Below are 25,719 nucleotides of genomic sequence, written 5' to 3'. Positions count from 1 at the left end.
ACCTACTCGCGCTTGTGGGCCGCCTCGCGGATCGCCGTCAGGTCGGCCGCTTCGTCGATGTCGGCCGGGTCGCCGACGTCGTCGCAGGGGACTTCAGTGACGAGTTCGGGATGCGCGCGTAAGAAGGGTCTCGCGCCCGCGTCGCCCGTCAAAGATTCGCTTAGCTCGGCCACGTACTCGCGGGCGACCAGCACCGGATTGCGGGGTTTGCCGCCGTAGGTCGCCACGGCGATCGCCGCGCCTTTCCGGTAGGCGGCGGTCAGGCGTTCGATCGCGGCCGGGCGGATCAGCGGCTGGTCGACCAGGGCGATCACCACCGCGCTCGCCGATTCGGGCATCGCCGTGAGGCCGACGCGGAGGGAGGAAGCCATGCCGGTCTCCCAGTCGGGATTCAGCACGGTGACCGCGCCGCATACGGGTGTCGTCGCCGCGCCGAGGACGACGACGACCGGGTGGCAGCCGCCTTCGGTCAGCAGGCGCACGCCGCGATCGACCAGGCGTTCCCCGTCGAACTCGACCAGCGCCTTCGGGGTGCCCAGGCGGCGTCCGGCCCCGGCCGCGAGGAGGATGCCGGTGATATCGGTTATGTGGTGGTCAGTCACCGTGGATACGGCCTTCGGTGGTGGTCAGCGGGCGTCCCGAGCCGCCCCAGCGCAATTGGATCAGCTCGGCGGCGATCGAGACGGCGGTCTCCTCCGGGGTGCGCGCCCCCAGGTCCAGGCCGATCGGCGAACGCAGCAGGGCCAGCTCGTCCTCGGTGAGACCGGCCTCGCGAAGCCGTACCAGCCGGTCCTCGTGGGTGCGGCGGGAACCCATCGCGCCCACGTAGGCGGCGGGGGTGCGCAGGGCGACCTCCAGCAGCGGGACGTCGAACTTGGGGTCGTGGGTGAGCACGCAGATGACCGTGCGCTCGTCCACGGTGGTCGAGGTCAGGTAGTCGTGCGGCCATTTGACCACGACCTCGTCGGCGTCCGGGAAGCGCTTGCCGGTGGCGAACACCGGGCGGGCGTCGCAGACCACCACGTAGTAGCCGAGGAACTTGCCGACCCTGGCCACCGAGGCCGCGAAATCTATCGCCCCGAACACCAGCATCCGCGGCGACGGCGCGAACGACTGCACGAACACCTGCAGATCGTCCAGCCGGCGCTCGCCGCGCGCGCCGTACCTGCGGATGCCGGTGAGCCCCTGCGCGAGCATGCCGCGCACGTCGTCGTCGACCGCGTCGTCCAGCCGGGCCGACCCGAGCGTGCCGGAACTGCGATCCGGCCACACCACCCGGCGCGCCCCGGCCTTCCCTGGCCCCGACAGCACGGTCGCCACCGCCACCGGCTGCCGCTTCTCGATCGAGGAGGCGATCTCCCCCAGCTCCGGATAGCTCGCCCGCGACACCGGCTCGACGAAGATGTCGATGATCCCGCCGCAGGTCAGGCCCACCGAGAAGGCGTCGTCGTCGGTCACGCCGTACCGCTGGAGCACGGGTTTCCCGTCCGCCACCACGTCCTGCGCCAGCTCGTACACCGCGCCCTCGACGCAGCCGCCCGACACGCTGCCGACCGCCTCGGCCGCCAGCACCGCCATGGCCGCGCCCGGCGGCCGGGGCGCGCTCCGGAAGGTGCCGACCACGGTGGCCAGGCCGAACCGCTCCCCGGCCTCCCACCACCGGACGATCTGCGTAAGCACGTCACGCATGCCGCAACCCTCCCAGCCGATCCGCCAGCTCCTCGAAAGCAGCCAGACTGTGCCCCGCGACCAGCTCGTCCACGTACGGCAGCGCGGCCCGCATGCCCGCCGTCAACGGCTGATACCCGGGATCCCCCTTATGAGGGTTAACCCAGACGACCCGGTGGGCCATCCGCGCCAGCCGCGCCATCTGCGCCGCCAGCAGCCCGGGATCTCCACGCTCCCACCCGTCGGAGGCGATCACCACGACCGCGCCGCGCGCGTCGGCGAGTTTCAGCAGCTCCCGCAGCTCCTCCCCCAGCCGGGTCCCGCCGCTCCAGTCCGGGATCGCCTTGGACGCCGCGTCCATGGCCACGGCCGGATCCCGGTGCCGCAGCTCGCCGGTGACCCGGGTCAGCCGGGTGCCGACGGTGAACACCTCGGTCGCCCTCGGCTCGGACCGCACCAGCGCGTGCGCGAACCGCAGCAGCGCGTCCGCGTAGGCCGCCATCGAGCCGCTGACGTCGGCCAGCATGACCACCCGGCGCGGCTTCTGCCGCCGATCCCGGTAGTACAGCCTGGCCGGCTCGCCGCCGCGCCTGATCGCCTCGCGCACGGTCCTGCGCGGGTCCAGGATCCCGCCGTGGGACGGCGCCAGCCGCCGTGACCTGCGCATCTCCCTGGACGCCCGGAGCAGGGCGAGCAGCCGGTGCACCTCGTCGCGCTCGGCGGCGGTCATCCGGGCGATGTCCCGGTTGCGCAGCACCTCGACCGCGCTGGCCGTGGCCGGCAGCACGTTCGGATCCGGGTCCTGCTCGCCCCGGCCGCCCGAAGGGGTGGCGGTGAACCGGGTCACCGTCACGATCAGCCGCGGGCTTCGCGGGCCTGCCCGCGCCCCCGTGAAGTAGGCGGCGAAGCAGCGGTCGTACCTCGGCAGGTCGTCGGGGCTCGCGCACAGCGTCAGCCGGCCCGCCCAGTAGACGTCGCGCTCCCGCGCCGGGTCGAGCCGCTCCAGCGCCGCCAGGAAACTCTGGGTCCGCTCGTGGTCGGCGCCGACGCCCGCCGCCCGCAGGGTCCGGGCGAACCCCACCAGGACCGAGACCAGCCGGAGGCGCGGGTCAGGCATCACGCAGCAGCCCGTTCTTCAGTACGAACTGCTGGTCCTCCCGATATTTCAGGACAGCGCCGAGTGAGGCGGCGGCGAGATCGGGGTTCAGGTCGGTGGCGCCGAGGGTGAGCAGGGCCTCCGCCCAGTCCAGGGTCTCCGCGATACCCGGCGGTTTCACCAGGTCGGCCTCCCTGAGCCGGGTGGCGGCGCGCGCCACCTGGGCGGCCAGCGTCTCGGTGCAGGCGGGCAGGCGGCGCAGCAGGATCGCCACCTCCCGGTCGAACCCCGGATGCTCCAGCCAGTGGTAGAGGCACCGCCGCTTGAGGGCGTCGTGCACCTCCCTGGTCCGGTTCGAGGTCACCACGACCACCGGCGGCGCCGCCGCCGCGATCGTCCCCAGCTCCGGGATCGAGATGGTGAAATCCGACAGGACCTCCAGCAGGAACGCCTCGAACTCGTCGTCCGCCCGGTCGATCTCGTCCACGAGGAGCACCGCGGGCTGCACTTCCAGCGCCCGCAGCAGCGGCCGGGCGATCAGGAACCGCCGATCGTAGATCTCCCCTTCGAGCGCCCGCACGTCCCCGGCGCCCACCGCCTCGGCCGCCTTCAGGTGCAGCAGCTGCCGGGCGAAATCCCAGTCGTACAGCGCCTGGGCCGCGTCCAGCCCCTCATAGCACTGCAACCGGATCAGGGGTGCGTCCAGCACCGCCGACAGCGTCTTGGCCAGCTCGGTCTTCCCGACACCCGCCTCGCCTTCCAGGAAAAGCGGCCGCCCCATCTTCAGCGCCAGAAAGGCCGCCGTGGCCAGCCCTTCGTCGGCGAGGTAGTCCCGCTCGGCCATGAGCCGCACCAGCTCAGCCGGAGACTCGACACCAGAAGCCCTGCCAGTTCGCTCCCACACCCCCTCAGGTTACGGCCCGCCCCACGCCCCGATCAGCAGCCGATCACCCAAAGAACTACTCTCCCAGGCCCCCGATTCCTGTCCACCCGATGCGCTCAGCGCTCTTCCGGGGCCTCTCCCCTGGCCTTGACCAGCAGGCGCAGCTCTGCCACCGCACGGGCGGCCCGGATCTTCTCCGAACCCTGGATGCCCATCGCGCCGATCACCGTGCCGTCGGCGAGATCGAGCCTGGGCCAGGGATCGGCGTCGACGAGGGTGACGTCGAGGACCTCGGCCCACTCGTAGCGATGCGTCCGCAACACATTCACGACCGTGATCCCGGCCTCGTCGGCGGTCACCCGGATCCGGCCGAGCAGGTGCAGGACCCAGGCGATCACGCCGAAGAACGCGACCATGCCGATCCGGTCGGGGGCCTTGAACTGTTCGGGGAGGATGACCGCCAGGAACAGCGAACCCACGACCATGAGCGCCGCCAGGCCGTACGCGACGAAACGGGAACGGCGGGGGCGCCAGGTCAGGGGAAGGGCCGGCAGAGGTTCGGGCACGATCGCGGGTCACCAGGTGAGTCGGGGCGGGGACCACTGAACCGTACTAGATCACGGCGTCAGGCCGCGGAGCAGGACGGCCGTTTCCAGAGCGGCGACAGTGGCTTCGTAACCTTTGTCCTCATGGCTGCCCGGGAGACCGGCCCTGGCCACGGCCTGGTGCAGGCTGTCACAGGTGAGGACGCCGTTGCCCACGGGCGTGGACTCGTCCAGCGCGATCCTGGTCAGACCGGCCGTGACCGAGTCACAGACGTAGTCGAAATGGGCGGTCTTCCCGCGGATCACGGCACCGAGGGCGACGACGGCGTCGTACCGGCGGGCCAGCGCCTGGGCCACGACGGGGATCTCCAGCGAGCCGGCCACCCGGACCACGACGGGGGTGGCGCCGCAGTCCTTGGCCGCCTGCACGGCGCGGGCCACCAGCTGGTCGGTGATCTTCTCGTGCCAGCGGGCGGCGACGATGCCGACGGTCAGGCCGTCCGCCTCGACGATGGCGGCTTCCGGGCGTCCTACTCCACTCATGACTTCTCTCCAGGGATGTCGTGGCCGAGGCGGTCACGCTTGGCCGCCAGGTAACTCTGGTTGTACGGGTTGACCGCCACCGGCATCGGCTCCCGGCCCAGCACCTTGATGCCGTAACCGTCCATGCCGCGCATCTTGGCGGGGTTGTTGGTGAGCAGCCGGATCGACTTCACCCCGAGGTCGCCGAGGATCTGCCCCGCGTTGGAGAACTCACGCGCGTCCACGGGCAGGCCGAGCTCCAGGTTGGCGTCCACGGTGTCGCTGCCGTTGTCCTGCAGGCTGTAGGCGCGGAGCTTGGCGACCAGGCCGATGCCCCGGCCCTCGTGGCCGCGCAGGTAGACGATGACGCCCCGGCCCTCCTCGGCGATGGCGCGCATGGCGTGGTCGAGCTGCACGCCGCAGTCGCACCGGAGCGAGCCGAGGACGTCGCCGGTGAGGCATTCGGAGTGGGCCCGGACCAGGACGTTCTCGTCCAGGCCCTCGCCGAGCACCAGGGCGAGGTGTTCGCCGCCGTCCAGGGAGCTGGTGTAGCCGTAGGCGCGCCAGACGCCGTACTGGTTGGGGATCCGGGTCTCGGCGACGCGGGCGACCATGCGCTCGGTGCGGCGGCGGTGCTCGATCAGCTGCTCGATGGAGACCAGGGCCAGGTCGTGCTCGTCGGCGAACTCGCGCAGGCGGGGCAGCCTGGCCATGGTGCCGTCGTCGTTGACGACTTCGGCGAGCGCGCCGGCCGGGGTGAGCCCGGCCAGGCGGGCCAGGTCGACGGCCGCCTCGGTGTGGCCCGGCCGGGCCAGCACGCCGCCCTCGCGGTAGCGCAGCGGGAAGATGTGCCCGGGACGGACCAGCTCGTACGGCTCGGTGGCGGAGTCGCAGAGCGTGCGGATCGTGCGCGCCCGGTCGGCGGCCGAGATGCCGGTGCTGACCCCGTCCCTGGCGTCCACGCTGATCGTGTACGCGGTGCGCATGCGCTCCCGGTTGTCGTGCACCATCAGCGGCAGCCTGAGCCGGTCCAGATCCGCGCCGGGCACGGCCACGCAGATCACGCCGCTGCTGTGCCGGATGGTGAACGCCAGCAGCTCCGGCGTCGCCTTCGATCCGGCGAAGATGAGGTCGCCCTCGTTCTCCCTGTTCTCGTTGTCGACGACCACGACCGGTTTTCCGTCGCGGATGTCCGCGATCGCACGTTCGATCGGGTCCAGCCGGATGGGGGTGTTCATGAGCGGACCACCAGTTTCTCGACGTACTTGGCGATGATGTCAACTTCCAGGTTGACCGGGTCGCCCGGCTGCTTGAGGCCGAGCGTGGTGAGGCCGAGGGTGGCCGGGATGAGGCTGACCGCGAAGCTCTGGTCGTCGATGGCGGCGACGGTGAGGCTGACGCCGTCGACGGTGATCGAGCCCTTCTCGACCACGTAGCGGTTCAGTTCCTTGGGCAGGGAGAGGCGGACGATCTCCCAGTGCTGGGCGGGTTCGCGGGTCAGGATGACGCCGGTGCCGTCCACGTGGCCCTGCACGATGTGGCCGCCCATCCGCTGGTCGGCCCGCACCGCGCGTTCCAGGTTGACCCGGGAGCCCCGCTGGAGCACGCCGAGGCAAGAACGGTTCAGGGTTTCCTTCATCACGTCGGCGGTGAACACGTCACCGTCCACGTCCACCACGGTCAGGCAGACGCCGTTGACCGCGATCGACTCGCCGTGCCGCGCGTCCACGGCGACGACCTTGCCGCGCACAGCCAGCCGGGCCGCCTCATGCAGCTGCTCGACGTGCACGACCTCGCCGAGCTCCTCAACGATTCCAGTGAACATCTGTCTCCTTCGGGGGTGCCGGCCGGGCGATGAGGCGCAGGTCCGGCCCAACAGGGGAAATATCGTGAAAAATCAGTCGATGGGTTTGGGCGAGGGTGGCCACGCCCGCCGATCCGAGCGCCGAAGCCCCCGACCCGAGCAGCGCCGGCGCCAGATACCCGACCACCCGGTCCACCAGCCCCGCCCGCAGGAACGACCCCGCCACCACCGGCCCGCCCTCCACCAGCAGGCTCACCACCTGCCTGCGATACAACTCGGCGAGCAGCCCGTCAAGATCGATCCCGTACGGCGTCCGCGCCAGCCGCACCACATCCGGATGGCTGATCTCGGTCCCCTCCGCCACCGCGATCAGGGTGGGCGCCGCCGAATCCAGCACCCGCGCGCCCGGCGGAGTACGGCCGTCGCTGTCCAGCACCACCCGCAGCAACGGCTTGCGTGACGGCCGCGCGGTCAGCTGGGGATCGTCGGCGAGCACCGTCCCGATCCCGGCCAGAATGGCGTCATGCTCGGCCCGCAGCCGGTGCACGTCGGCCCGCGCCTCCGGCGAAGTGATCCACTTGCTGGTCCCGTCCTCGGCCGCCGACCGCCCGTCCAGCGTCGCCGCGAACTTCCACGTCACGTACGGCCGGCGCCGCCGCACGAAGGTCAGCCAGGCGGCGTTGCCGTTCTCGGCCTCCTCGGTGAGGACCCCCGTGTCGACCCGGATCCCGTGCCGCCGCAGCCGTTCGGCCCCGCCGGAGGCGAGCGGATTGGGATCGGGCACGGCGACGACCACCCGGGCCACGCCCGCCTCGATCAGCGCCAGGCTGCACGGCCCGGTCCGCCCGGTGTGGTCGCAGGGCTCCAGCGTGACGTACGCGGTGCCGCCCTTGGCCCGCTCCCCCGCCGCGCGCAGCGCGTTGACCTCGGCGTGCGGGCCGCCGGCGTACTCGTGGAATCCCTCGCCCGCCACTTCGCCGTCGGCGTCGAGGATCACGCATCCGACGATCGGGTTAGGGCTGGTCGTGCCCAAGCCGCGCGCGGCGAGCGCGACGGCACGCCGCATCTGGGCGATGTCCGGCTGATCGGCCACCCCGGTCCTCTCCTCACCTGTCTCAACACAGGCGGGCCCCGGGGGATGGCGACGGGCGCACAACCGTGCACTCCGTCAGCGGACGCCGGCGCTCTCCGACACAGAGAACGACCAACCGCCCGCCAGCGCGCTGCCTCCCATCCGGACTTTCACCGTCGGTCCTGGAGTTTCACCAGGTCAACCGGCCGATGGCTTCGGCCGGGTCGCGGACTATAACCGCCGGTTCGGAATTACACCGACCCCGGAGCACGCTTTGCTCGGTTTCCAGTGTGCCATGCCACTGCGAAAAACGGCGACCCCGCCATCAGATGAAACAAGCGAGCGCTTGCTCAGGATGGAAAGATCTTCGCGCCAGCGCTCCCGATCATGAACCCAGACGGCCACTTAGCTGATGACAACCACCCGCGTCCGGGAGATCGAATGGACCTTGCGACCGCCGCACAACTCGCCACCATCGGCATGAGCCTCGCCGCCCTCGGGGGTGTCGCCCTGCGCGCGCGTTCGCGCGCAGGAAGAAGGCTCTACCACGTTCGCGTCCGGCCCTTTCCGCCGGACGACACGGAATTGAATCGCGACAATCACACAATCGTCCTTGAAATCAGTGAGAATCCACCCCAGGACCCGCCGAAAGAGGACATTTAACCGTCATCATTCGCAAGAACCACCAGCTACCTTTATTTGTGCCATCATAACGCCATGAATGGATTCGATGATTTCATCGAAGGCGAGTTTCGCCCGGTCATCCACTATCTGACCAAGAAAGGCGCCAGTCTGGAGGAAGCCAAAGACGCCACTCAGGACGCGATACTCCAGGCCCTGATCCTGTTCGCCAATGACAAGTGGCACACCGTACGAGATCCACGAGAATGGCTGAGAGCGGTTGCTTGGAGATCCTTGTTGCGCCCCCCGAGCGAGGCGAGAAAACGAATTCTGACGACCCCGCTCTCCACTGCCATGGATCCGGAGGCGATCGAAAGCGACCACAGCGATCGGGTGGTTCAAATCCAAGACATCCTGGCGCTTCTGCGCGACCTTCCGGAACTGGAGAGAACCGTATTGGCCCTTGGTCTCGATGGTCTCCGCACCGCCGAGATCGCGGCGCGGCTGAACTTGAGTGAGCAGCGGGTCCGCGACGTGCGCAAGGCTGCCAAACGGCAGCTCAGAGACAAACATCCCGCTCTGAACCAGGAGAACTTCACGCGACAGGGGAGGTCGAGCCGATGACCGCGGCGAACGAGAACGATCGCCTTGAGCTGCCAGGAGAGCTCGAGAGCATCCTGAGCGGAGCATGCCCGCACCTGGTGGCATACGTGCGTGAGCAAACCGACGCCGCGCACGCGAAGATCGCGATCGAGCAGGCCCAGAAGTCCGGGTTGATCCCCCGGCCGGTCGCCGAACGCGTCTCGATGGCCCGCGTGTTGAGAACCGGATGGGCGGCGACGGTCCTCCGTCTCCGCGCGCTCGCCCATCGCACCGAACTCGACCACGCCATGACCCTGCCGCACCTGCGGGGCCACGCGGATCTCCTGCTCCACGCTCTCCAGCCGGATCTCCGGTATCTGAGAGCCGCCTCCCTCACGCTGGACGTCGATGATCATCTCGATCACTGGCTGGCCGGAAACCTCTCCTACAGCCTCGCGGACGATCTCGACCTGGCCTACGAGCTGGGCTGCCATGTCGGCCACGACCTCACCCGCGAGCACGCCGCCACCCTCGCCGACGCACTCGGCCGCGCCCACGGCCTGGTCCTCGATCGGGCCACGATCCGTGAGCCGCACCACTCCGCCGGGCAGGACGGGGCGAACGACGCGAGCGACCTGCAGCAGAACGCCCGGTGGGCGGTCGTCGATCGCGATGCGAAGAGCACCCTGTCCACTGCCCACGACCGCCTCTATCGGTTCGGATCGAAATCCATCGGCCTTGACGTGGCGCTCGAACTCGCCACCGACATCGCGCGGGCGCGCAGCGTGGCGGAGGACCTGGCCGGCGCCCTCCGGCTGCACACCGCGTGCACCCCGAGGCGCCGACCCGACCTCGCCGCCCCCGACCTCGCCACCGAGCTCTGGGCTATCAGACTCGACGTCAGAGGGCTGGACCTGTCCTCGCTCGAATGGTCGGATACGGACCTGGCCGACGGGAAGATCCTCACCGGGTGCACGTGGTCGGAGAAGACAACCTGGCCGTCCGACTGGGATCAGTGGATCAGCCGACGGCGCAGAGAGGTCGCCTTCGGCGTGTTCAGTCTCATCTCGGCCAGCCAAGAGGGGCCGGAACCAGGCGTGCGCGCGGGCCGGACCATGCACGTCAAGGGCGAGAATTCCTCGCTGCTGGTCCAGTTCGCCGGGGCTTTGCAGAAGAAACGGCAATCGGAGCCGTCCCACGAAGAAGCGTGCTGAGCGCCGAATCAGGCGGCGTGCATCGCCCCGGTGGGCATGGCGGCCGGACGAGCAGCAGTGGAGGCGGGATGTCGCGCAGGCTCTGGTGCAGGGTCTCGAGGATCATCGCCCGCTGAAGCTTGGTGGGGCAGTCTGCGGGGCCGAGTGCTTGGAGACTCGCCCGATGATGGGCAGCGGGGGCGGCGAACTGGTCGCCGCCGCGGGTTCGCCCGCGCCGTTAGAGTTCACGGATGCTGCTGACGATCCTTGGCGGATGTGGTGCGTGGCCGGGGGCGGGCCAGGCCTGTAGTGGTTACCTCGTGGAGCACGATGGGTTCAGGCTGCTCGTCGATCCGGGATACGCGACGGTGCCGCGGCTGCTGGAACGGGTCGCCGCCGATCAGGTCGACGCGGTGTTCGTCACACACGGACATCCCGACCATTGCGCCGACCTGAACCCGCTGCTGCGGGCGCGTGCGTTGCGTGCGGACCCGCCGGCGCCGCTGCCGGTGTACTCACTGCCCGGTGCCTTGGATGCCGTACTCGCGCTGGACCGCCCGGGGATGCTGGCCGACGCCTATGTCCTGCGCGAGTTCACGGCCGGGGACCGGCTCGACATCGGGCCGTTCCACGCGCAGACCCGTCTGCTGCCGCACTCGGTGCCCAATTCCGGGGTACGGCTGACCGCGGGCGACCGGGTGCTCGTGTACACCGGTGACAGCGGCCCGAGCCCCGACCTGGTGGATCTGGCGCGCGGCGCTCACCTGCTCCTGGCCGAGGCCACCTACGCGGACGAGGTTCCGGAGGATTCGCGACGCCACCTGTCCAGCGCTCGCCAGGCAGGCCGGCAAGCCAACGAAGCCGACGCGCGACGCCTGCTACTGACTCACCTGCAGCCGGGCACAGACCCCGCGGCCGCGCAAGCCGCCGCTCAGGCCGAATACGACGGCGAGACCGGCATCGCCACTGCCGGCCTCGTCATCGATCTTTCCTGAGCAAGGTTCCCCCGGGGCTTCGGCCGTCTTTTCTGCCCCCACCCGGAGTCCGTCTCCGACAGCATCCCCGCCGCCCGGCCACAGGTCGCGTGTCCGAGCTGTTCACGGTGCTCGCCTTGGCCGCTGTGAGGAGCGAGTCTCAGCCGCCGCAAGAGGCGTAGACGAAGGTGTCCTTGAGCAGTTCGTACTTGTCGCGAATCGTGGTGGCGCCGGACCTCACGTCCTGTTGCAGGACCGTCATCCCGATCCGGGCGCTCTTGGACATCTTCGAGGCGTGCAGTGTCACCTGGTATTCGCCGGTCCAGTCGAGCTCCTTCGCGCCGTCGCCGCTGAAGCCGAGGAAGTAGCGCCCCTTGGGCAGCTGGCCGAGCCGCCTGCCCAAGGCGGTGTCGAACAGCTTCGTCCGGCCGGCGGTGACCGCGACCACGGCGCCGTCGTCGGACAGTTGCAGCGTCACGTCGTACTGAGCGGTCCTGCTGGGCAGGGCGTTCTCGGGCAGCAGCCTGACCTTGCCGTCGAGGGACCGTACCGCCAGCCGCCCGTCCTTCCTGAAATAGGCGACCTTCTGCCCGTTCCCGCTGACAGCCACCGGCGCCGTCACCCTGGTCATCGGGTGGCCCTTCTTGTCGAGCGCCCTGACCTGGGCGTCCTTCAGCAGGATCACCCTGCCGTGGTGCGTCACCAGCCGCCACGTCCCACACGGAAGGATGTCGCCGCCCTTCTTGACGCATCCCTTCGCCGAGGCGTACCGGATGCTGTCCCCGTGCCCGTACTCGGCCTGAGCCGCCCCCTGCACCCCGAACACGGCGGCCAGCATGACCGCCAGCGCCACCAGAATCCTGATCTTCATCCCATTACTCCCCCGTGCACTGATCCGCGTTCCCCGTCACCCCGTTGGACTCAGGAGACGGGGGACAGTTGGTCACAGGTCGGACACGATGGCCAGAGGCCAGCTGGGGAGGCCAGCTTGCATGCCGCTACTTCTCAGCGGCTGCGGGCGGTGATGTCGCCGTAGGCGGTGGTCGCGTGGATATTGAGCTGGGCGGGCGTTCGCCACGTCCGGGCGGTCACGGCTGCGGTGAGGGCAGGGCCGCCGGCGGGATGTTCTGGTTCAGTGCGAAGACGTTGGCGGGATCCATCCGCGCCTTCAGCCGGGTCAGGCGGGTCCAGCTGTCGGGTGGGTACGCCTCTCGGATGCGGTCGCCGCCCTCGTCGCCGAGGTGGTTCACGTAGGTGCCGTTCGCCCACCGGCGGGTGGAGTTCCAGGTTTCGCGTACCCAGCGGCGGTGCGGTTCCGGATCTTCGGCCGGGTCCTCCCAGGTGGCCGCGATCAGCGTCAGGTGGTCCGCCGAGCGATGCCCGAAGGCGGTCGCGCCGCTGTCCCGGTCGCCGACAGCACCGCCGACGCGGCGAAGCAGGACCTGGTTCAGGGGGGACGACGGGTGGGTGCCGTGGTGGGCGAGCGCGTCGAGGGCCTCGTCCGGCAGGGGGCCGAGGAAGTCAGAGCGGACATACTGCTGCCGGCCGGGCACGTTGGCGTCGTCGAACATCCGCTGCAGGTCGGCGTACCCCATCACGCCGAACGTGTCGATGAGCGGCCGTCCGAGGCCGCGCAGGGCCGCGGTGAGCTCCTGCCCGGTGTCGTGCGCGCCGAAGTAGGCGGCCGCGACGGCGACGATGGGCTTGCCGACGGCCTCGGCGGGCACGAAGGGCGCCGGAGGGGCGGACACCAGTGCCGCGACGAGGGACAACTCGCGCGGGGACAGGGCGCCGGCTTCGTGCACGGCGCGCAGGACGTCCCCGGCGAGCGCGCCCGGGTACATCACCATCCCGGCCCAGGCGGGGGCGACCGGGTGGAGCCGGAAGGTGAAACGGGTGACGATGCCGAAGTTGCCGCCGCCGCCGCGCAGCCCCCACATCAGGTCGGGATCGGTGTCGTCGTCGGCGGTCACGACGTCTCCCGCCGAGGTGACGAGTTCGACGCCGAGCAGGTTGTCGGCGGCGAGGCCGTACAAGCGGGAGAGCCAGCCGATGCCGCCACCCAGGGTGAGCCCAGCGACTCCGGTGTCGGAGATCTCCCCGCCGGGTGTGGCGAGGCCCGCCGCCTGCGCGGCCGCGTCGAACTCCCGCCACAGGACGCCGGGACCCACCTCGGCGCGCCGTGCTCCGGCGTGGACCGTGATCCCTTTCATCGGGCTGCAGTCGATCATCAGTCCGCCCTCGACCACCGAGAAGCCCGGGATGCTGTGGCCTCCTCCGCGTACCGCGATCGGGAGGCCGTGCCTGCGGGCGAAGACCACCGCGGCGGCCACGTCCGCCGTCGTCCCGCAACGGGCGATGAAGGCGGGGCGGCGGTCGATCGATCCGTTCCAGATCCGCCTGTACCGGTCGTAGTCGGCGTGGCCCGGCGTGAGCAGCTGGCCCTCGAATCCGTCGAGGGCGGGAACCGTGGTGGTCATGTCAATCCCTGTCTTTCGGCTTGTTGGCCCAAGCGTGGGACAGGGCGGCCGGCGGGCGGCATCCCTCGATCGAGGGGGGGTGAGGCTCCGGGCCCGCGCCCATACTGACGGCATGAGAGCTCCGACGGTGCGGGACGTCAGGGAGGCGGTGGCCGACCTGTCCCGGCGGGCGGACTCCCCGCTCGCGCTGGAGCGTGGAGTCGCCGCGCAGCTGACCAGGATCGTCCCGACCGACCTGTGGTGCGCGCTGACTCTGGACCCGGGTACGGGGAACCCCACCAGCGGCTTCCACGACGAAGGGCTCCCGCTCCAGCACCTGGGCCGGTTGACCGAGACCGAGCAGCAGGAGAGCGACCCGGACTACCTCACCATGCGCGAGCTGGTCCGTAGCGGCGTGACCGCGCGGACCCTCGCGCAGGCGACGAACGGTGACCTCGCCCGCAGCCCTCGCTTCCGCGACGTGCTGAGCCCGTCCGGTGTCCGGCACGAGGTCCGGGTCGGCTTCCGCGCGCCGGACGGACGGGTGTGGGGGGCGATGGTCCTGATGCGGGGCACCGACGTACCCGACTTCACCGCGCGGGAGCTCGGCGTGCTACGCGCCCACCGGCCTTGCGCCCTGGAGTCGGGGAGGGCTGCTCGGAGGGTGGCCTTCGCCGCTCTTCGGGGCTCACCGCAGCGGGGTACTATCGCCGATGGAGATGATCCCGCTGTCCTCGCCCCAGATACTTGGCATAACGTTCATCCTCACCCCCACAGCAAAAACCACGCCTGTGCAGCAACGCGTCGAAAACCCGGCATATCGGAACCATCGCGCACGCCACAGCCTGCGTTACCCCGTCTGTCCCACGAAAAGCTCCGGTCAGGCGGCGCGCATCGCCTGTTGGGCTCGCCGGGCGGACGAGCTGTAGCGGAGATTGGCGGGGATGACGCGCAGGCTCTGGTGCAGGGTCTTGAGGGTCATCGTCGCCCACAGATCGCCGATCGGGGTGGCCGGAAGGCCGTACAGGCGGCGGGCCCAGCGCGGCAGGGTGGCGAAGGAGAGCAGCATCACCAGGGGGAACGCGGGCTTGAGCGGAGTGAGCTTGCGAGGGAGCGGCGCGTTGAGCGACATCCGGAGGGGATGCGCGGCCTCGGGGATCAGGTAGAGGTTGGGGCGTTCCGCGTCGATGTAGTCGCGCAGTTCGGCCACGCTGCCGGGAACGTCCTTGCGGCGCAGTCCGACCAGCTGGGCGGCTCGGCGCCATTCGGCGACGAAACGGTCGGCGTCGGCGTCACTGAGGGGGACGCCAGCGCGGCGGGCGACGGTCAGGTATGAGTCGACCTCGCCGACATGGACCCAGCGCAGCGCGTCGGGGTCGTCGAGGTGGAACTCCTGGCCGGTATCCGGATCGAAGGCAGTCAAGGTGGCATGAATGCGCCGAACCCGCTCAGCCGCCTTCTCGACTTCGGCACGGCTCCCATATGTACGAACGCGGACAAACTCGGTCGTTCGCACGAATCGGGACCACGCCTGAGCAGGGTCGAGGAAGTCGGAATTCTGCTGAACCCCTCGCATGGCACGCGGATGCAGTCCCTGCATGAGCAGCGCCCGGAACCCGCCCACCAGCAGGATCGGCTCCCCCATGACCCGCCAGGTCACCGACTCCGGCCCGAATATCCCATGGTCCGCCATAAGTGAAGGCTTACCCCCCGAACCCCCATCAGGCAAGTTCGGCGAGCGCCCGCAGATCCTGGACCGCCCGCGCGGGATCCTCCGCCGCATACACCGCGTTACCCGCCACGAACACATCGGCCCCGGCCGCGGCACACCGCTCGATCGTCTCAGCAGACACCCCACCGTCGACCTGCAGCCAGATCTCCCCGCCATGCTTCTCGATCAGCGCCCGCGCCCGGGTGACCTTCGGCAGCACCACATCCAGGAACTTCTGCCCGCCGAACCCAGGCTCCACCGTCATCAGCAACAGCATGTCGATCTCCGGCAGCAGATCCTCGTACACCTCGATCGCCGTGGCCGGATTCAGCGCGAACCCCGACCGCGCGCCCGCCGCCCGGATCGCCCGCAACGTCCGCACCGGCGCCTTGGCCGCCTCGGCGTGCACGGTCACACTCCCGGCACCCGCTTCCGCGTACGCGGGAGCCCACCGGTCCGGGTCCTGAATCATCAGGTGACAGTCGATCGGAATCGGCGTGGCGCGCAGCAGCGCCTCCACCACGGGCAGCCCAATCGTGAGGTTGGGCACGAAGTGGTTGTCCATGACGTCCACGTGCAGCCAGTCGGCCACCCCTTCCACCCGGGCCGCCTCCTCGGCGAGGCGGGCGAAGTCGGCGGACAGGATGCTGGGCGAGATCTGTACGGCCATGAGCCGAAATTCTAGAGCCCGCCAGATTGAACGAACCCTCCGACGAGGCTTTACCCATTTCCGGAATCACGCGCCCTAGCCTCGAAACCATGATCCAGGCAACTGGCCTCACCAAGGTCTACGGCGCGAAGGCGGCGGTCGATCGCATCGAGTTCGAGGTGCGGCCCGGCGTGGTGACCGGGTTCCTGGGCCCGAACGGCGCCGGCAAATCCACCACGATGCGGATGATCCTCGGCCTGGACCGGCCGACGGCGGGGCGGGTGACCGTGGGCGGGCGGCGCTACCGCGACCTGCCCGCGCCGCTGCGCGAAGTGGGCGCGCTGCTGGACGCGAAGGCCGTGCACGGGGGGCGCACGGCGTACCACCATCTGCGCGGCCTGGCGGCGGCGAACGGGATCGCGCGCCGCCGGGTGGAGGAGGTGCTGGACCTGGTCGGGCTGACCGAGGTGGCGGATCAGCGGGCGGGCGGGTTCTCGCTCGGCATGGCGCAGCGGCTGGGCATCGCGGCCGCGCTGCTCGGCGACCCGGGGGTGCTGCTGTTCGACGAGCCGGTCAACGGACTGGACCCGGAGGGGATCCGGTGGATCAGGCGGCTGATGCGGAGCCTGGCCGCGGAGGGCAGGACCGTGTTCGTCTCCAGCCATCTGATGGCGGAGATGGCGCTGACCGCCGAGCAGCTGCTGGTCATCGGCCGCGGCCGGATCCTGGCCGACACCACGATGACGGGTTTCATCGCGGCCAACGCCTCCACGCACGTCAAGGTCCGCTCCCCCGACCTGATCACGCTGGCCCCGCTGCTGACCGCGCGCGGCTGGCGCACCGCCCCCGCCGACCGAGGCTCCCTGCTGGTGTACGGCGTGAGCCCCGCCCAGATCGGCGACCTGGCCCACGCGGCCCGGCTGCGCCTGCACGAGCTGGCGGTGATCCAGCCGTCCCTGGAGGACGCGTTCATGCGCCTGACCGCCGACAGCGTCGAATACCACGCGCGCTCCCGGGACGTGGCGTGAGCCGGCGGACCCGGCGCCCCGCCACCTTCGGCCAGGCCCTCAGCGCGGAGTGGATCAAGTTCTTCTCGGTGCGCTCCGCGTTCTGGGGGCTGCTCGCCACGCTGGTCGTCACGGTCGGCCTGTCCGCCCTGCTGGCCCTGGCCTACATCGTCTCGCTGAACCAGCTGCCCCCGGCCCGCCGCGCCGCCTTCGACCCGGGCGCGTACGGCCTGGCCGGCCTCAACTTCGGCGTCATCACACTCGGCGTGCTCGGCGTGCTGACCATGTCGGGCGAGTACTCGACCGGCCAGATCAGATCCACCCTGGCGGCGGTGCCGAAGCGCGCCCGGCTGCTGGCGGCCAAGGCGCTCGTGCTGGCCGCGGTCAGCCTGGTCACCGGCCTGGTCGTGGCGTTCGTCTCGTTCTTCGCCTCCCAGGCGGTGTTCGCGACCAAGGACCTGGACGTCACCCTCGGCCAGCCCGGCCTGCTCCGCGCGGTCATCGGCGGCGGCCTCTACCTGACTCTGGTCGCCCTGTTCGCGCTGGGCGTGGCCACCGTCGTCCGGCACCCGGCCGGGGCGGTCACGGCCGTGCTCGGCATCCTGTTCGTGCTGCCGATCTTCGGCGCGTTCCTGCCGGGCGAGTGGGGGGCGACGGTGCGGAAGTTCCTCCCGTCCAGCGCGGGCGCGGCGATCATGAACGCCGGCCCGGCGTCCGGTTCACTCGCCCCGTGGACGGGACTGGGCGTCTTCGCGGCCTACACCGCGATCATCCTGGTGGCCGCGTTCTGGCTGTTCCGGCGGCGGGACGCCTAACGTTTCCTGAGCAGGGCCAGGAACAGGGCGTCGGTGCCGTGCCGGTGCGGCCAGAACTGCGCGTAAGGCCCGTCGCCGAGGCCGGGGACCTCCGGCAGGAACTCCCGCGCGTCCAGCGTGTCCACCCGGTCGGCCACGTCCGCGACCACCGCGCGGGTCTCGTCCAGGTGCGGCGAGCAGGTGACATAGGCGACGACACCGCCCGGCCGGACCGCGTCAAGAGCCGAATCGAGCAGGCGGCGCTGCAGGCCGGTGAGCTCGGGGATGCTGCTCGGGTCGCGCCGCCAGCGCGCCTCGGGGCGGCGGCGCAGCGCGCCCAGCCCGGTGCACGGCGCGTCCAGCAGCACCCGGTCGAAGGCGCCGGGCCGCCACGGCGGCCGGGTGCCGTCCGCGACCACGACCTTGGCCTCCTTGGTGGTCCGCCACACCATCCTGGCCCGGTGATCCTGCAGGTCGGCGGCGAGCAGCCGGGCGCCGGTCTGCACGGCCACGGCGTCCAGCAGCCCGGCCTTGCCGCCGGGGCCCGCGCACATGTCCAGCCAGAGGCCGTCCCGGTCCAGCGGCACCCGGGTGAGCGCGAGCGCCACCAGCTGGCTCGCCTCGTCCTGCACGGCCGCGCGGGCCTCCCCGACGGCGGCCAGCGCGCCGGGATCCCCCTCGGTCAGGTACGCGCCGTACGGCGAGTACGCCGCGGGTTCCGCGCCCGCGTCGACCAGTTCGTCGATGGTGGCCCGGCCGGGGCGGGCCACCAGGGCCACCCGGGGACGCTCGTTGTCGGCCTCAAGCAGCGCGGCCGTCTCGGCGAAGTCGCCGCCGACCGCGTCCCGCAGGGCGGACACGATCCAGGCCGGATGGCTGTGCACGACCGACAGGTGGCCGATCGGGTCCTTGTCCGCCGGCGGCGCGACGATCTCCAGCCAGGCTGCCAGGTCGCGCCCGGCGACCTTGCGGAGGATCGCGTTCGCGAACTTGGACGGGCCCTCGCCGACGCGCAGCCGGACCAGGTCGATGGTGGCGCTGACCGCGGCGTGCGCCGGGATGCGCGTCTTCAGCAGCTGGTGCACGCCCAGCCGGATCGCGTCCAGCAGCGGTGGGTCGACGTCCTCGGGGGCCCGGTCACTGCACGCGGCCACCACCTCGTCGTAGGTGCCGAGCCCGCGCAGCGTGCCGTAGCCCAGCTCGGTCGCCAGCGCGGCGTCCCGGCCGGTGATGCCGCGCTGCCTGAGCAGGTGCGGCATCAGCAGGTTCGCGTACGCGTCCCGCTCGTCCACGGCGCGCATCAGGTCGTAGGCGGCGTTGCGGGCCTCGTCTCTGGCCGGTTTGGCCGGCCGGCCCGGTCGGTTGCCGCCACGCCTGTTCGCACCCTGGCTCATTCCGGCCCGGTTTCCCGTCACTAGTCCAGCCGATCCTGGTCTGTTATGCGGACGCCGCGCGCCCATTCTCCCGCCAGCATCTGGCGCTTCCCTTGTGGCCGCACCTCGCCGAGTTCGACCGGGTGGCTGCCCGTGCCGGCGAGGACGCTGTTCTTGGTCGCCCGGAGTTCGCCGGGGGCGAGTTTCTCGGCGTCCGGCGCGAGCCGTACCGGGCCGAGTTTGACGCGCTGGCCGCGGAATTCGGTCCACGCGCCGGGGGCGGGGTCGCAGGCGCGGATCAGCCGGTCCACCCGCATGGCGGGGGCCAGCCAGTCCACCCTGGCCGCCTCGACGGTGAGTTTGGGGGCCAGGCTGACGCCGTCGAGCGGCTGCGGGCGGGCCTCCAGGGTGCCGTCCTCGACGCCGTCCAGAGTGGCGGCCAGCAGGCCCGCGCCGGACTCGGCCAGCCGGGCGAGCAGGTCGCCGCTGGTGTCGGAGGGGCGGACCACCTCGGTGACCACGCCGAACACGGGGCCGGCGTCCAGTTCGCGGACGATCTGGAAGGTGGCCGCGCCGGTGATCTCGTCGCCGTGCAGGACGGCGTGCTGCACGGGGGCCGCTCCGCGCCAGGCGGGCAGCAGCGAGAAGTGCAGGTTGATCCAGCCGTGCGCGGGAATGTCCAGGGCGGCCTGCGGCAGCAGCGCGCCGTACGCGACGACCGGGCAGCAATCCGGCGCGATCGCGCGCAGCCGGTCCAGGAACGCGGGGTCGCCCGCCTTCTCCGGCCGGAGCACCTCGATGCCCGACTCCTCGGCGAGCGCCGCGACGGGGCTCGGCCGGACCTTGCGCCCGCGGCCCGCCTCGGCGTCCGGCCGGGTGACCACGGCGACGACCTCGTGCCGGGACGCCAGCAGCGCCCGCAGCGACGGCAGCGCGGTCTCGGGCGTGCCCGCGAAGACCAGCCTCAACTCAGTCCTTTCCGGGACGTGCTACTAGATGGCCCGGCCCTGGGTGGCATGCGGCGACAGTTTGACGACCGGGGCCGACATGCCGCTCCACTCCGCCTCGCGGATCGCCTTCATGGCGAGCTTGCGCTGCTTGACGTCCATGCGGTCGATGAACAGCACCCCGTTGAGGTGGTCGGTCTCGTGCTGGAAGCAGCGGGCCATCAGATCGGTGCCCTCGATCGTGACAGGCTCACCGTACATGGTGAAACCCTTGGCCACGGCCGTGATCGCCCGTGGCGTCGGAAAGCTCAGGCCGGGGAAGGACAGGCAGCCCTCCTCGCCCTCCTCGTCCAGATCGGCCGAGAGGTCCAGGTCCGGGTTGATCAGGTGGCCGAGCTGTTCGTCGATGTAGTACGTGAACACCTGGAGGCCGACGCCGATCTGCGGAGCCGCCAAGCCCGCGCCCGGCGCGTCCATCATCGTGTCGGTGAGGTCCTTGACGAGCTTGCGCAGCTCCTTGTCGAAGTCCACCACCGGCTCCGCGGGCGTGCGCAGGACGGGGTCGCCGAACAGGCGGATCGGCTGAATGGCCACCAGCGGGCTCCTCATGCTAGGGATCACCCCAGTTTACGGCCAGCCGGGAGGCGGCCGGTCAGCGCGACCGGGCCTTCATCGCGGTCTTGCGCGCGGCCTTGGCCACCACCACGTCCGGGTGGTGCTTGCCGAGGAGTTCCAGCACGGCCAGCGTGTCAGGGTGGTCGGCGGCGCCCATCTCGGGGACCAGGCTCAGTAAATCCTCGCCGAGGATGTCCAGTTTGGCGGCCGAGTCCAGGCGGGTGTTCAGGTAGAGCAGCGCGGCCAGCGTGTCCACCGCCACCCAGGCGCCGTCCCCGCCGCCGAGCGCCGGGGCCTCCAGGTCCCGGACGCCCAGCCAGGCCGCCGCGTACCGCCACATCATCGGCTCGTCCAGGGCCTCCCGGACGGCGGGGGCGGCCTCAGGGCCGAGCTCCTCCAGGATGGTGCCGGCGGTGCCGCGCTGGGCGGCGTTGCCGGACGCGGCGATCTTGATCAGGTCCCTGGCGGCCTCCTCGGGGGCCCGCCGCTCCAGCCAGAGGGTGGCCGCGCTGGCCGAGGCGCGGCCCGCCAGCAGTGCGTCCACCAGTTCGCCCGCGCTCAGCTCGGCCAGCCCGGCGACCTCGCGCAGCGAGGGCGCGTCGTGGCCCTCGCGGAGCAGGTCGCGGCGGACCGCCCAGACGCCCGGCGGGGTGAGCCGGACCAGGTCCCCGGCGAGCTCGTCGCGGGCGATCTCGATCAGGCCGCAGTAGCGGAGCAGCTCCATCGCGCCGGACAGCTCGGCGGGGAGGGACAGGCGCAGCCGCCGCAGTTCGGCCGGGCGGGCCTCGCAGCCGACCTCGTGCGCCTGCAGGATGCCGGAGGCCAGCGCGGTGAAGGCCATGCCGTCCCGGACCGAGTACATGGTGGCCAGGATCTCGGTCAGGTGCTCGTCGATCACCGCGGAGCCGGTCAGCCCGGCGCCGAGCTGGTCGTCGGTGCGGTCCAGCACGTCCATCACGACGCCGTCCCAGAACTCCATCGGGTCGGTGAACCCGGGGCCCGGCCTGGCCACCTCCTTGGTGATCTCGATCAGGCGGCCGTTCACCGCGACCACCCAGAGCAGGCCCAGCCGCGACGGCGGCACGCCCAGCGCCCCGGCGGCCGCGGCGGAGTCGGTCTCGGTCGGCAGTCCGGCCTCGGTGACGGCACGGGCGCCGGTCCAGGCGGCGAGCCGGTGGGCGTCGCGCACCAGGGGCACCGCGAGCACGATGGCCGCAAGCTCGTCGTCGAGCGCCAGCTCGACCGGCGGGAATGTGAGCACGTCGTTGTCGAGGATCCCAGAACCAGGCATCTCTGCAACTTACTCCACAGGAGTTACCTGATGCCCCGCGAACGAGCCTTGAAGGCCGCCTTCCTGGCGGCTTTCGCGGCCATCTCGTCCGGCAGCGTCTGGCCCAGCAGTTCGAGCACCTCGACCAGATCGGGGTGCTCCACCCGCCACAGATCCTCGATCACCTCGGGCGGCGGCCCGGACGCGCCCATGTTCTCGGCGAACCGCTCCGGCTCGGCCTCGGCGGCCGGCAGGGCCAGCGCGAGCATGTCCACGGTCACCCAGAGCATCTCGGCCTCGGACAGCGGCGGCGCGTCCAGGCCCCGGGAGGAGAGCCAGTGGATCGCGTGCGGCCGCAGCTCAGGATCGCCCAGATGGCCGCGGACGGCCGGCTCGGCGGCGTGGTTCAGCCGGTCCACGATCGTCACCGCGACGCCGCGGACCTGGGCGGGCGCCCCGGCGACGGCGGACAGCAGCTCGGCGGCGGCCTCGGCCGGGGTGCGGGCGGCCAGCCAGCGCACCACGTCCCGCTCGGCGGCCTCGTCGGGGAACCACTCGTGCAGCAGCCCGGAGATCAGCGCGCCGGCGTCACCGGCGGCCAGGTCGGGGGCGACGGGGGCGTCCAGGCCGAGCTCGTCGTACATCTCGCGCAGGCCCCACAGGCCGTGGTCGGTGAGCGCGAGCCCGCCGGGGGTGAGCCGGACCGTCCCCGCGTAGGACAGGGCCGCCAGCGCGGCCGGCAGGTCCTCGACCAGGCCGCCGTCGCCCACCTCGCGCAGGTAGTCGCCGACCTGGTCGAACGGGACCGGCTCCTGCAGCCGGTAGAGCAGGTCGTGGATGGAGTAGATGGCGTCGTCCACCAGGGCCTCGCCGGTGACGTCGCGGCCCTCCTCGCCGAGGAACTCCACGGTGCCGACCCACAGGTCCAGCACCTCCTCGGCGGCGCGTTCTGCCAGCGACCTGAAGCCGGTCTCCTTGACCACCGTGATGCCGGTCAGGTCGGCCAGGCCGAGTTCCAGGGCCAGCCGCCAGGCCAGGGCGGGCTTGGCCACGCCCAGCTCCCGGTTGATCTGCTTGGCGTCCTTGACCCGCAGCGCGCGGCGGGTCGTGGTGGTGCGGTCGTGGTCGGCCAGCCAGCCGGCCACCGTGTGCGCGTCGCGGAGCAGCGGCACCTGGCGGGCGGCGGCCACCACGTCGGCGACGGCGGGCAGGCGGACCGGCGGCAGGGGGGCGCAGCCGGGGCAGTCGCAGTCCTCGTCCAGGGTGGCGGTGTCCTTGACCGCCTCGGCGGTCGCGCCCTGCACCGGGAGCGGGTCGCCGAGTTCCAGCGAGTCGGCGCCGATGGCGCTGAAGATGCTCTTGGCCATGCCGTACTTACTGGTGTCGGCGAGGGCGGCGGGCATCTCGGGGCCGATCCTGTCGATGGTGGCGCGCATCCGGGCGGCCACCTTGGTGGCGATCTCGCCGGTCTCGACCAGGAACTCGATCAGCGTCCTGGCGGCGGCCACGGTCTCGGGGGCGGTCTCCGGCGGGGCGATCACCTTGCGCGGGTAGATCTCCAGCAGGAGCTCCTCGAACGTGCCCGGCTTGAAGTCGCCGAGCTCGTTCACCTCGAGGTAGTCGCTGGCGTAGTCACACAGCAACCGCACCTCGTCGACGTCGACCTCGACGCCCTTCTCTTTCCCCCAGACGCGGAGACCGTCGATGGCTCGGTTCACCCATTCGATCGACACAGGGAGACGCTAACGGGTTACTGACCGCATCGCGAATCGGCGCGAACCTCCTGCGTGGGGTGGGGCGGGTGGGGTGCGCGATCCGTCAGATCAGGTCGAGCGGGTCGACCTGGACCCTTACCAGGTCGGCCTTGCGCGCCGAGCGCACGCCCTCGGCGCCCTTGAGCACCCGGGCCAGCTCCGAACCGCCCGCGCGGGGGACGCGGATCATGGCGCGCTCCTGGCCCGCCTCGACCGGGACCGGGCCGAGCACGTCGGCGCGCGGGGGCAGGGCGAGGGCGCCGAGCATCTCGCGGACGGCGGCGGGCGCGCCGGTGAGGGTGGCCATCCGGGTGGCCGGCGGGAAGCCGAGTTCGGCCCGGTCGGCCAGTTCGCGTTCGGCGTGGGTGGCCGGGTCCCAGCGCAGCAGGGCCTGCACGACGGACACCCCGGCGTCGGCCAGGACGACCACCTCGGCGCCCGGCCGGACCAGGGCGGCCGCGTTCAGCCAGCGGCGCAGCGTCTCCTCGCCGGCGCGCAGGTCGGGGCGGCCGAGCAGGGCCCAGCCGTCCAGCAGCACGGCCGCCGCGTAGCCCCCGTCGGCCACCGGTTCCGCGCCGGGGGTGGCCACCACCAGGGCGGGCGCGGAGCCGACCGTGGCCTGCACGCCGTCCCGGCCCGAGGTGGTCACCCGGACCGAGGCGAACGCCCGGCCGAGTTCCTCGGCGGTGCGCCGGGAGCCGACCACGCTGGCCCGGACCCGCGCGCCGCCGCACGCGGGGCAGCGCCACTCCCCCGCGATCCGCCCGCACCAGCGGCAGTACGGCATCGCGTGCCCCCCGCGCAGCGCCAGCGGCCCCGAGCACGGCCCGGAGGACGTCACCGCGGTACACCGGGCCGGGGCGCGGCACTGCTGGCAGGCGAGCGCCGGCAGGTACCCCCGGCGCGGCACCTGAACGAGCACGGGCCCGTGCTCCAGGCCCTGTCTGAGCGCCCGCCAGGCCAGGCTGGGCAGCCGGGCGGCCCGCGCGGCCTGGTCCCTGGCCAGTTCGGCGTCCTCGCCCGCCGGGCGCACCCGGGGGGCCCGCGCCCGGACCGTCTCCCGGTCGGCGACCAGGGGTTTGGCCCAGCCGGTCGCGATCAGCTGGGCGGCCTCGGCGGTCATCGCGTACCCGCCGATCAGCATGCCCGCCTCGGCGTGGTGCGCGCGCAGCGCGAGGATCTCCCTGGCGTGCGGGTACGGCGCGTGCGGGTCGGCGTGCAGGTCGTCGCCGTCGTCCCAGATGACGGCCAGGCCGAGGTCGCGCACCGGCGCGAAGGACTGCGCCCTGGTGCCGATGACCGCGCGCGTCTGGCCGCGCAGCACCCGCAGCCAGCGCCGGTACCGCTCCGCCGGGCCCAGGTCGGCGGTGAGGGCGACATGCGCGGTCGCGGTCCCGTCGGAGGTGCCGCGCTTGCGGGTCTCGCCGGTGAGCGCCCGATCGAGCAGCGCCACGTCCTTGCCGTCGGGCAGCACCACCAGCGCGCCCCGGCCGCCCGCCAGCGTCGCCCGCATCGCCTCGGCGACGGCGGCGGGCCAGGCCGGGCCCGCGTCGTCGGTGCCCGGCACCGCGCACCAGATGGCTCTCGGGGCGCGGCCTTCGCGCAGCGCGGTGAGGAACGATTCGCCGATCGGGTACGGCGCCCACGCCTTCTCCTGGCGCGGCGGCGCCGGCACGGCCACCTCGGCGGGCGGCTCGGCCTCGACCTTGGCGTGCCTGGGCGGGATGGCCAGGCGGAGCACGTCCGACATGGTCCCGGCGTAACGGTCGGCCACCGCGCGGGCGAGGGCGGCGATCCCCGGCGTCAGCACCGCCTCCGGCGACACCACCCGGTCCAGGAACAGCAGCGCGCCCTCGTGCTCGCTCCCCGCGGCCCGCTCCAGCAGGAACCCGTCGGTGAGCTTCCCGGCGAACCGCACCCGCACCCGGCACCCGGGCACCGCGTCCTCGTGCATCGAGGCCGGAACCAGGTAGTCGAACGGCCGGTCCAGGTGCGGCAGCGGCGAATCCACCAGGATCCGGGCGACCGGATCCACGCCCGCCGGCTCGGGAACACCTTTCGCGGGGCTCGTGCGCTTCTCGGGAAGCGCGATCAGCGCCTCCTGCGAAACCCCCCGGGACTCAGTCACACCCTCGTCCTATCAACGAGAAAACCATCCCATGCCCCGCCGCATGCCGCCG

General features: G+C 71.7%; 25 protein-coding genes and 1 riboswitch. Of the genes, 6 read left to right on the top strand and 19 right to left on the bottom strand.

Features of this window, described 5'->3' with window-relative positions:
• Positions 1-2: 2 nt before the first annotated feature.
• The 9 genes from Acor_RS05405 to ribD all read right to left on the bottom strand — a co-directional run bounded on the left by Acor_RS05405 (position 3) and on the right by ribD (position 7,611).
• A complete protein-coding gene (locus tag Acor_RS05405) occupies positions 3-602 on the bottom strand; it encodes a nucleotidyltransferase family protein (RefSeq protein ID WP_246238440.1) in 600 nt (199 codons plus the stop codon).
• A complete protein-coding gene (locus tag Acor_RS05400) occupies positions 595-1,689 on the bottom strand; it encodes an XdhC family protein (protein WP_155335415.1) in 1,095 nt (364 codons plus the stop codon). Before Acor_RS05400 ends, Acor_RS05405 begins: the two co-directional genes overlap by 8 nt.
• On the bottom strand, positions 1,682-2,785 hold the full coding sequence (locus Acor_RS05395) for a vWA domain-containing protein (protein WP_155335414.1): 1,104 nt from the start codon (positions 2,783-2,785) through the stop codon (positions 1,682-1,684). The genes Acor_RS05400 and Acor_RS05395 overlap by 8 nt, the downstream gene beginning before the upstream one ends.
• Positions 2,778-3,608 carry an AAA family ATPase gene (locus tag Acor_RS05390; protein ID WP_155335533.1) on the bottom strand — a complete coding sequence of 277 codons (831 nt, stop codon included), beginning with the start codon at positions 3,606-3,608 and terminating at the stop codon, positions 2,778-2,780. The genes Acor_RS05395 and Acor_RS05390 overlap by 8 nt, the downstream gene beginning before the upstream one ends.
• 155 nt (positions 3,609-3,763) lie before the next feature.
• Positions 3,764-4,213, bottom strand: coding sequence for a PH domain-containing protein (locus Acor_RS05385; RefSeq protein ID WP_308805626.1), 450 nt, complete (start codon positions 4,211-4,213; stop codon positions 3,764-3,766).
• Positions 4,214-4,264: 51 nt separating this feature from the next.
• Positions 4,265-4,735 carry a 6,7-dimethyl-8-ribityllumazine synthase gene (gene ribH, locus Acor_RS05380; protein WP_155335413.1) on the bottom strand — a complete coding sequence of 157 codons (471 nt, stop codon included), beginning with the start codon at positions 4,733-4,735 and terminating at the stop codon, positions 4,265-4,267.
• Positions 4,732-5,952, bottom strand: coding sequence for a bifunctional 3,4-dihydroxy-2-butanone-4-phosphate synthase/GTP cyclohydrolase II (locus tag Acor_RS05375; RefSeq protein ID WP_155335412.1), 1,221 nt, complete (start codon positions 5,950-5,952; stop codon positions 4,732-4,734). The genes ribH and Acor_RS05375 overlap by 4 nt, the downstream gene beginning before the upstream one ends.
• Positions 5,949-6,539: a riboflavin synthase gene (locus Acor_RS05370; RefSeq protein ID WP_155335411.1), complete on the bottom strand. Its 591-nt coding sequence runs from the start codon at positions 6,537-6,539 to the stop codon at positions 5,949-5,951. The genes Acor_RS05375 and Acor_RS05370 overlap by 4 nt, the downstream gene beginning before the upstream one ends.
• Complete coding sequence (gene ribD / locus Acor_RS05365) at positions 6,520-7,611, bottom strand: bifunctional diaminohydroxyphosphoribosylaminopyrimidine deaminase/5-amino-6-(5-phosphoribosylamino)uracil reductase RibD (RefSeq protein WP_246238439.1); 1,092 nt, start codon at positions 7,609-7,611, stop codon at positions 6,520-6,522. Before ribD ends, Acor_RS05370 begins: the two co-directional genes overlap by 20 nt.
• A gap of 123 nt (positions 7,612-7,734) precedes the next feature.
• Positions 7,735-7,865, bottom strand: a riboswitch (FMN riboswitch).
• A gap of 166 nt (positions 7,866-8,031) precedes the next feature.
• Between ribD and Acor_RS05360 the strand changes: the two genes are divergently transcribed.
• The 4 genes from Acor_RS05360 to Acor_RS05345 all read left to right on the top strand — a co-directional run bounded on the left by Acor_RS05360 (position 8,032) and on the right by Acor_RS05345 (position 10,981).
• The gene (locus Acor_RS05360; protein ID WP_155335410.1) at positions 8,032-8,253 is read left to right on the top strand and encodes a hypothetical protein; all 222 of its coding nucleotides are present in this window, start codon (positions 8,032-8,034) and stop codon (positions 8,251-8,253) included.
• A gap of 54 nt (positions 8,254-8,307) precedes the next feature.
• Positions 8,308-8,835 (top strand): sigma-70 family RNA polymerase sigma factor, encoded by a 528-nt coding sequence (locus tag Acor_RS05355; RefSeq protein ID WP_155335409.1) that lies wholly within the window; start codon positions 8,308-8,310, stop codon positions 8,833-8,835.
• Between the two features lie 86 nt (positions 8,836-8,921).
• Positions 8,922-10,007: a hypothetical protein gene (locus Acor_RS05350; protein ID WP_155335408.1), complete on the top strand. Its 1,086-nt coding sequence runs from the start codon at positions 8,922-8,924 to the stop codon at positions 10,005-10,007.
• Positions 10,008-10,237: 230 nt separating this feature from the next.
• Complete coding sequence (locus Acor_RS05345; protein WP_155335407.1) at positions 10,238-10,981, top strand: MBL fold metallo-hydrolase; 744 nt, start codon at positions 10,238-10,240, stop codon at positions 10,979-10,981.
• Between the two features lie 139 nt (positions 10,982-11,120).
• Here the strand turns inward: Acor_RS05345 and Acor_RS05340 are convergent, their stop codons facing one another.
• The 4 genes from Acor_RS05340 to rpe form a co-directional block, all read right to left on the bottom strand.
• Positions 11,121-11,831: a hypothetical protein gene (locus Acor_RS05340; RefSeq protein WP_155335406.1), complete on the bottom strand. Its 711-nt coding sequence runs from the start codon at positions 11,829-11,831 to the stop codon at positions 11,121-11,123.
• A 217-nt stretch (positions 11,832-12,048) separates the two neighbouring features.
• A complete protein-coding gene (locus tag Acor_RS05335) occupies positions 12,049-13,440 on the bottom strand; it encodes an FAD-binding oxidoreductase (protein WP_170316797.1) in 1,392 nt (463 codons plus the stop codon).
• Positions 13,441-14,299: 859 nt separating this feature from the next.
• Positions 14,300-15,112, bottom strand: coding sequence for an oxygenase MpaB family protein (locus Acor_RS05330; protein ID WP_155335404.1), 813 nt, complete (start codon positions 15,110-15,112; stop codon positions 14,300-14,302).
• A gap of 28 nt (positions 15,113-15,140) precedes the next feature.
• Positions 15,141-15,800, bottom strand: a complete 660-nt coding sequence (gene rpe / locus Acor_RS05325) for a ribulose-phosphate 3-epimerase (protein ID WP_155335403.1) — start codon at positions 15,798-15,800, stop codon at positions 15,141-15,143.
• A gap of 89 nt (positions 15,801-15,889) precedes the next feature.
• Between rpe and Acor_RS05320 the strand changes: the two genes are divergently transcribed.
• Complete coding sequence (locus Acor_RS05320) at positions 15,890-16,807, top strand: ABC transporter ATP-binding protein (protein ID WP_155335402.1); 918 nt, start codon at positions 15,890-15,892, stop codon at positions 16,805-16,807.
• Positions 16,804-17,601, top strand: coding sequence for an ABC transporter permease subunit (locus Acor_RS05315; protein WP_246238438.1), 798 nt, complete (start codon positions 16,804-16,806; stop codon positions 17,599-17,601). Before Acor_RS05320 ends, Acor_RS05315 begins: the two co-directional genes overlap by 4 nt.
• Here Acor_RS05315 and Acor_RS05310 read toward each other — a convergent pair.
• From Acor_RS05310 to Acor_RS05285, 6 genes are all read right to left on the bottom strand, one after another.
• Complete coding sequence (locus Acor_RS05310; RefSeq protein ID WP_422664790.1) at positions 17,598-18,974, bottom strand: RsmB/NOP family class I SAM-dependent RNA methyltransferase; 1,377 nt, start codon at positions 18,972-18,974, stop codon at positions 17,598-17,600. The genes Acor_RS05315 and Acor_RS05310 overlap by 4 nt on opposite strands.
• A gap of 20 nt (positions 18,975-18,994) precedes the next feature.
• The gene (gene fmt / locus Acor_RS05305) at positions 18,995-19,921 is read right to left on the bottom strand and encodes a methionyl-tRNA formyltransferase (RefSeq protein ID WP_155335400.1); all 927 of its coding nucleotides are present in this window, start codon (positions 19,919-19,921) and stop codon (positions 18,995-18,997) included.
• A 24-nt stretch (positions 19,922-19,945) separates the two neighbouring features.
• Positions 19,946-20,494 carry a peptide deformylase gene (gene def / locus Acor_RS05300; protein WP_155335399.1) on the bottom strand — a complete coding sequence of 183 codons (549 nt, stop codon included), beginning with the start codon at positions 20,492-20,494 and terminating at the stop codon, positions 19,946-19,948.
• A 58-nt stretch (positions 20,495-20,552) separates the two neighbouring features.
• Positions 20,553-21,806 (bottom strand): hypothetical protein, encoded by a 1,254-nt coding sequence (locus tag Acor_RS05295; RefSeq protein ID WP_246238437.1) that lies wholly within the window; start codon positions 21,804-21,806, stop codon positions 20,553-20,555.
• Positions 21,807-21,829: 23 nt separating this feature from the next.
• Positions 21,830-23,518, bottom strand: a complete 1,689-nt coding sequence (locus Acor_RS05290) for a hypothetical protein (protein WP_155335398.1) — start codon at positions 23,516-23,518, stop codon at positions 21,830-21,832.
• 85 nt (positions 23,519-23,603) lie between these two features.
• On the bottom strand, positions 23,604-25,667 hold the full coding sequence (locus Acor_RS05285) for a primosomal protein N' (RefSeq protein WP_155335397.1): 2,064 nt from the start codon (positions 25,665-25,667) through the stop codon (positions 23,604-23,606).
• Positions 25,668-25,719: the final 52 nt, after the last annotated feature.

The sequence above is a fragment of the Acrocarpospora corrugata genome (assembly GCF_009687845.1).
Classification (GTDB): domain Bacteria; phylum Actinomycetota; class Actinomycetes; order Streptosporangiales; family Streptosporangiaceae; genus Acrocarpospora; species Acrocarpospora corrugata.
This window is presented reverse-complemented; position numbering and strand designations above follow the sequence as displayed.

Excerpts from the sequence above, each read along its gene's own strand:
- rpe (WP_155335403.1), bottom strand. The coding sequence starts at position 15,800 with ATGGCCGTACAGATCTCGCCCAGCATCCTGTCCGCCGACTTCGCCCGC.
- Acor_RS05400 (WP_155335415.1), bottom strand. The coding sequence starts at position 1,689 with ATGCGTGACGTGCTTACGCAGATCGTCCGGTGGTGGGAGGCCGGGGAG.
- Acor_RS05360 (WP_155335410.1), top strand. The coding sequence starts at position 8,032 with ATGGACCTTGCGACCGCCGCACAACTCGCCACCATCGGCATGAGCCTC.
- Acor_RS05395 (WP_155335414.1), bottom strand. The coding sequence starts at position 2,785 with ATGCCTGACCCGCGCCTCCGGCTGGTCTCGGTCCTGGTGGGGTTCGCC.
- Acor_RS05390 (WP_155335533.1), bottom strand. The coding sequence starts at position 3,608 with ATGGCCGAGCGGGACTACCTCGCCGACGAAGGGCTGGCCACGGCGGCC.
- Acor_RS05355 (WP_155335409.1), top strand. The coding sequence starts at position 8,308 with ATGAATGGATTCGATGATTTCATCGAAGGCGAGTTTCGCCCGGTCATC.
- Acor_RS05320 (WP_155335402.1), top strand. The coding sequence starts at position 15,890 with ATGATCCAGGCAACTGGCCTCACCAAGGTCTACGGCGCGAAGGCGGCG.
- Acor_RS05310 (WP_422664790.1), bottom strand. The coding sequence starts at position 18,974 with ATGAGCCAGGGTGCGAACAGGCGTGGCGGCAACCGACCGGGCCGGCCG.
- Acor_RS05295 (WP_246238437.1), bottom strand. The coding sequence starts at position 21,806 with ATGCCTGGTTCTGGGATCCTCGACAACGACGTGCTCACATTCCCGCCG.
- Acor_RS05370 (WP_155335411.1), bottom strand. The coding sequence starts at position 6,539 with ATGTTCACTGGAATCGTTGAGGAGCTCGGCGAGGTCGTGCACGTCGAG.
- Acor_RS05340 (WP_155335406.1), bottom strand. The coding sequence starts at position 11,831 with ATGAAGATCAGGATTCTGGTGGCGCTGGCGGTCATGCTGGCCGCCGTG.
- Acor_RS05335 (WP_170316797.1), bottom strand. The coding sequence starts at position 13,440 with ATGACCACCACGGTTCCCGCCCTCGACGGATTCGAGGGCCAGCTGCTC.
- Acor_RS05330 (WP_155335404.1), bottom strand. The coding sequence starts at position 15,112 with ATGGCGGACCATGGGATATTCGGGCCGGAGTCGGTGACCTGGCGGGTC.
- ribH (WP_155335413.1), bottom strand. The coding sequence starts at position 4,735 with ATGAGTGGAGTAGGACGCCCGGAAGCCGCCATCGTCGAGGCGGACGGC.
- Acor_RS05345 (WP_155335407.1), top strand. The coding sequence starts at position 10,238 with ATGCTGCTGACGATCCTTGGCGGATGTGGTGCGTGGCCGGGGGCGGGC.
- Acor_RS05375 (WP_155335412.1), bottom strand. The coding sequence starts at position 5,952 with ATGAACACCCCCATCCGGCTGGACCCGATCGAACGTGCGATCGCGGAC.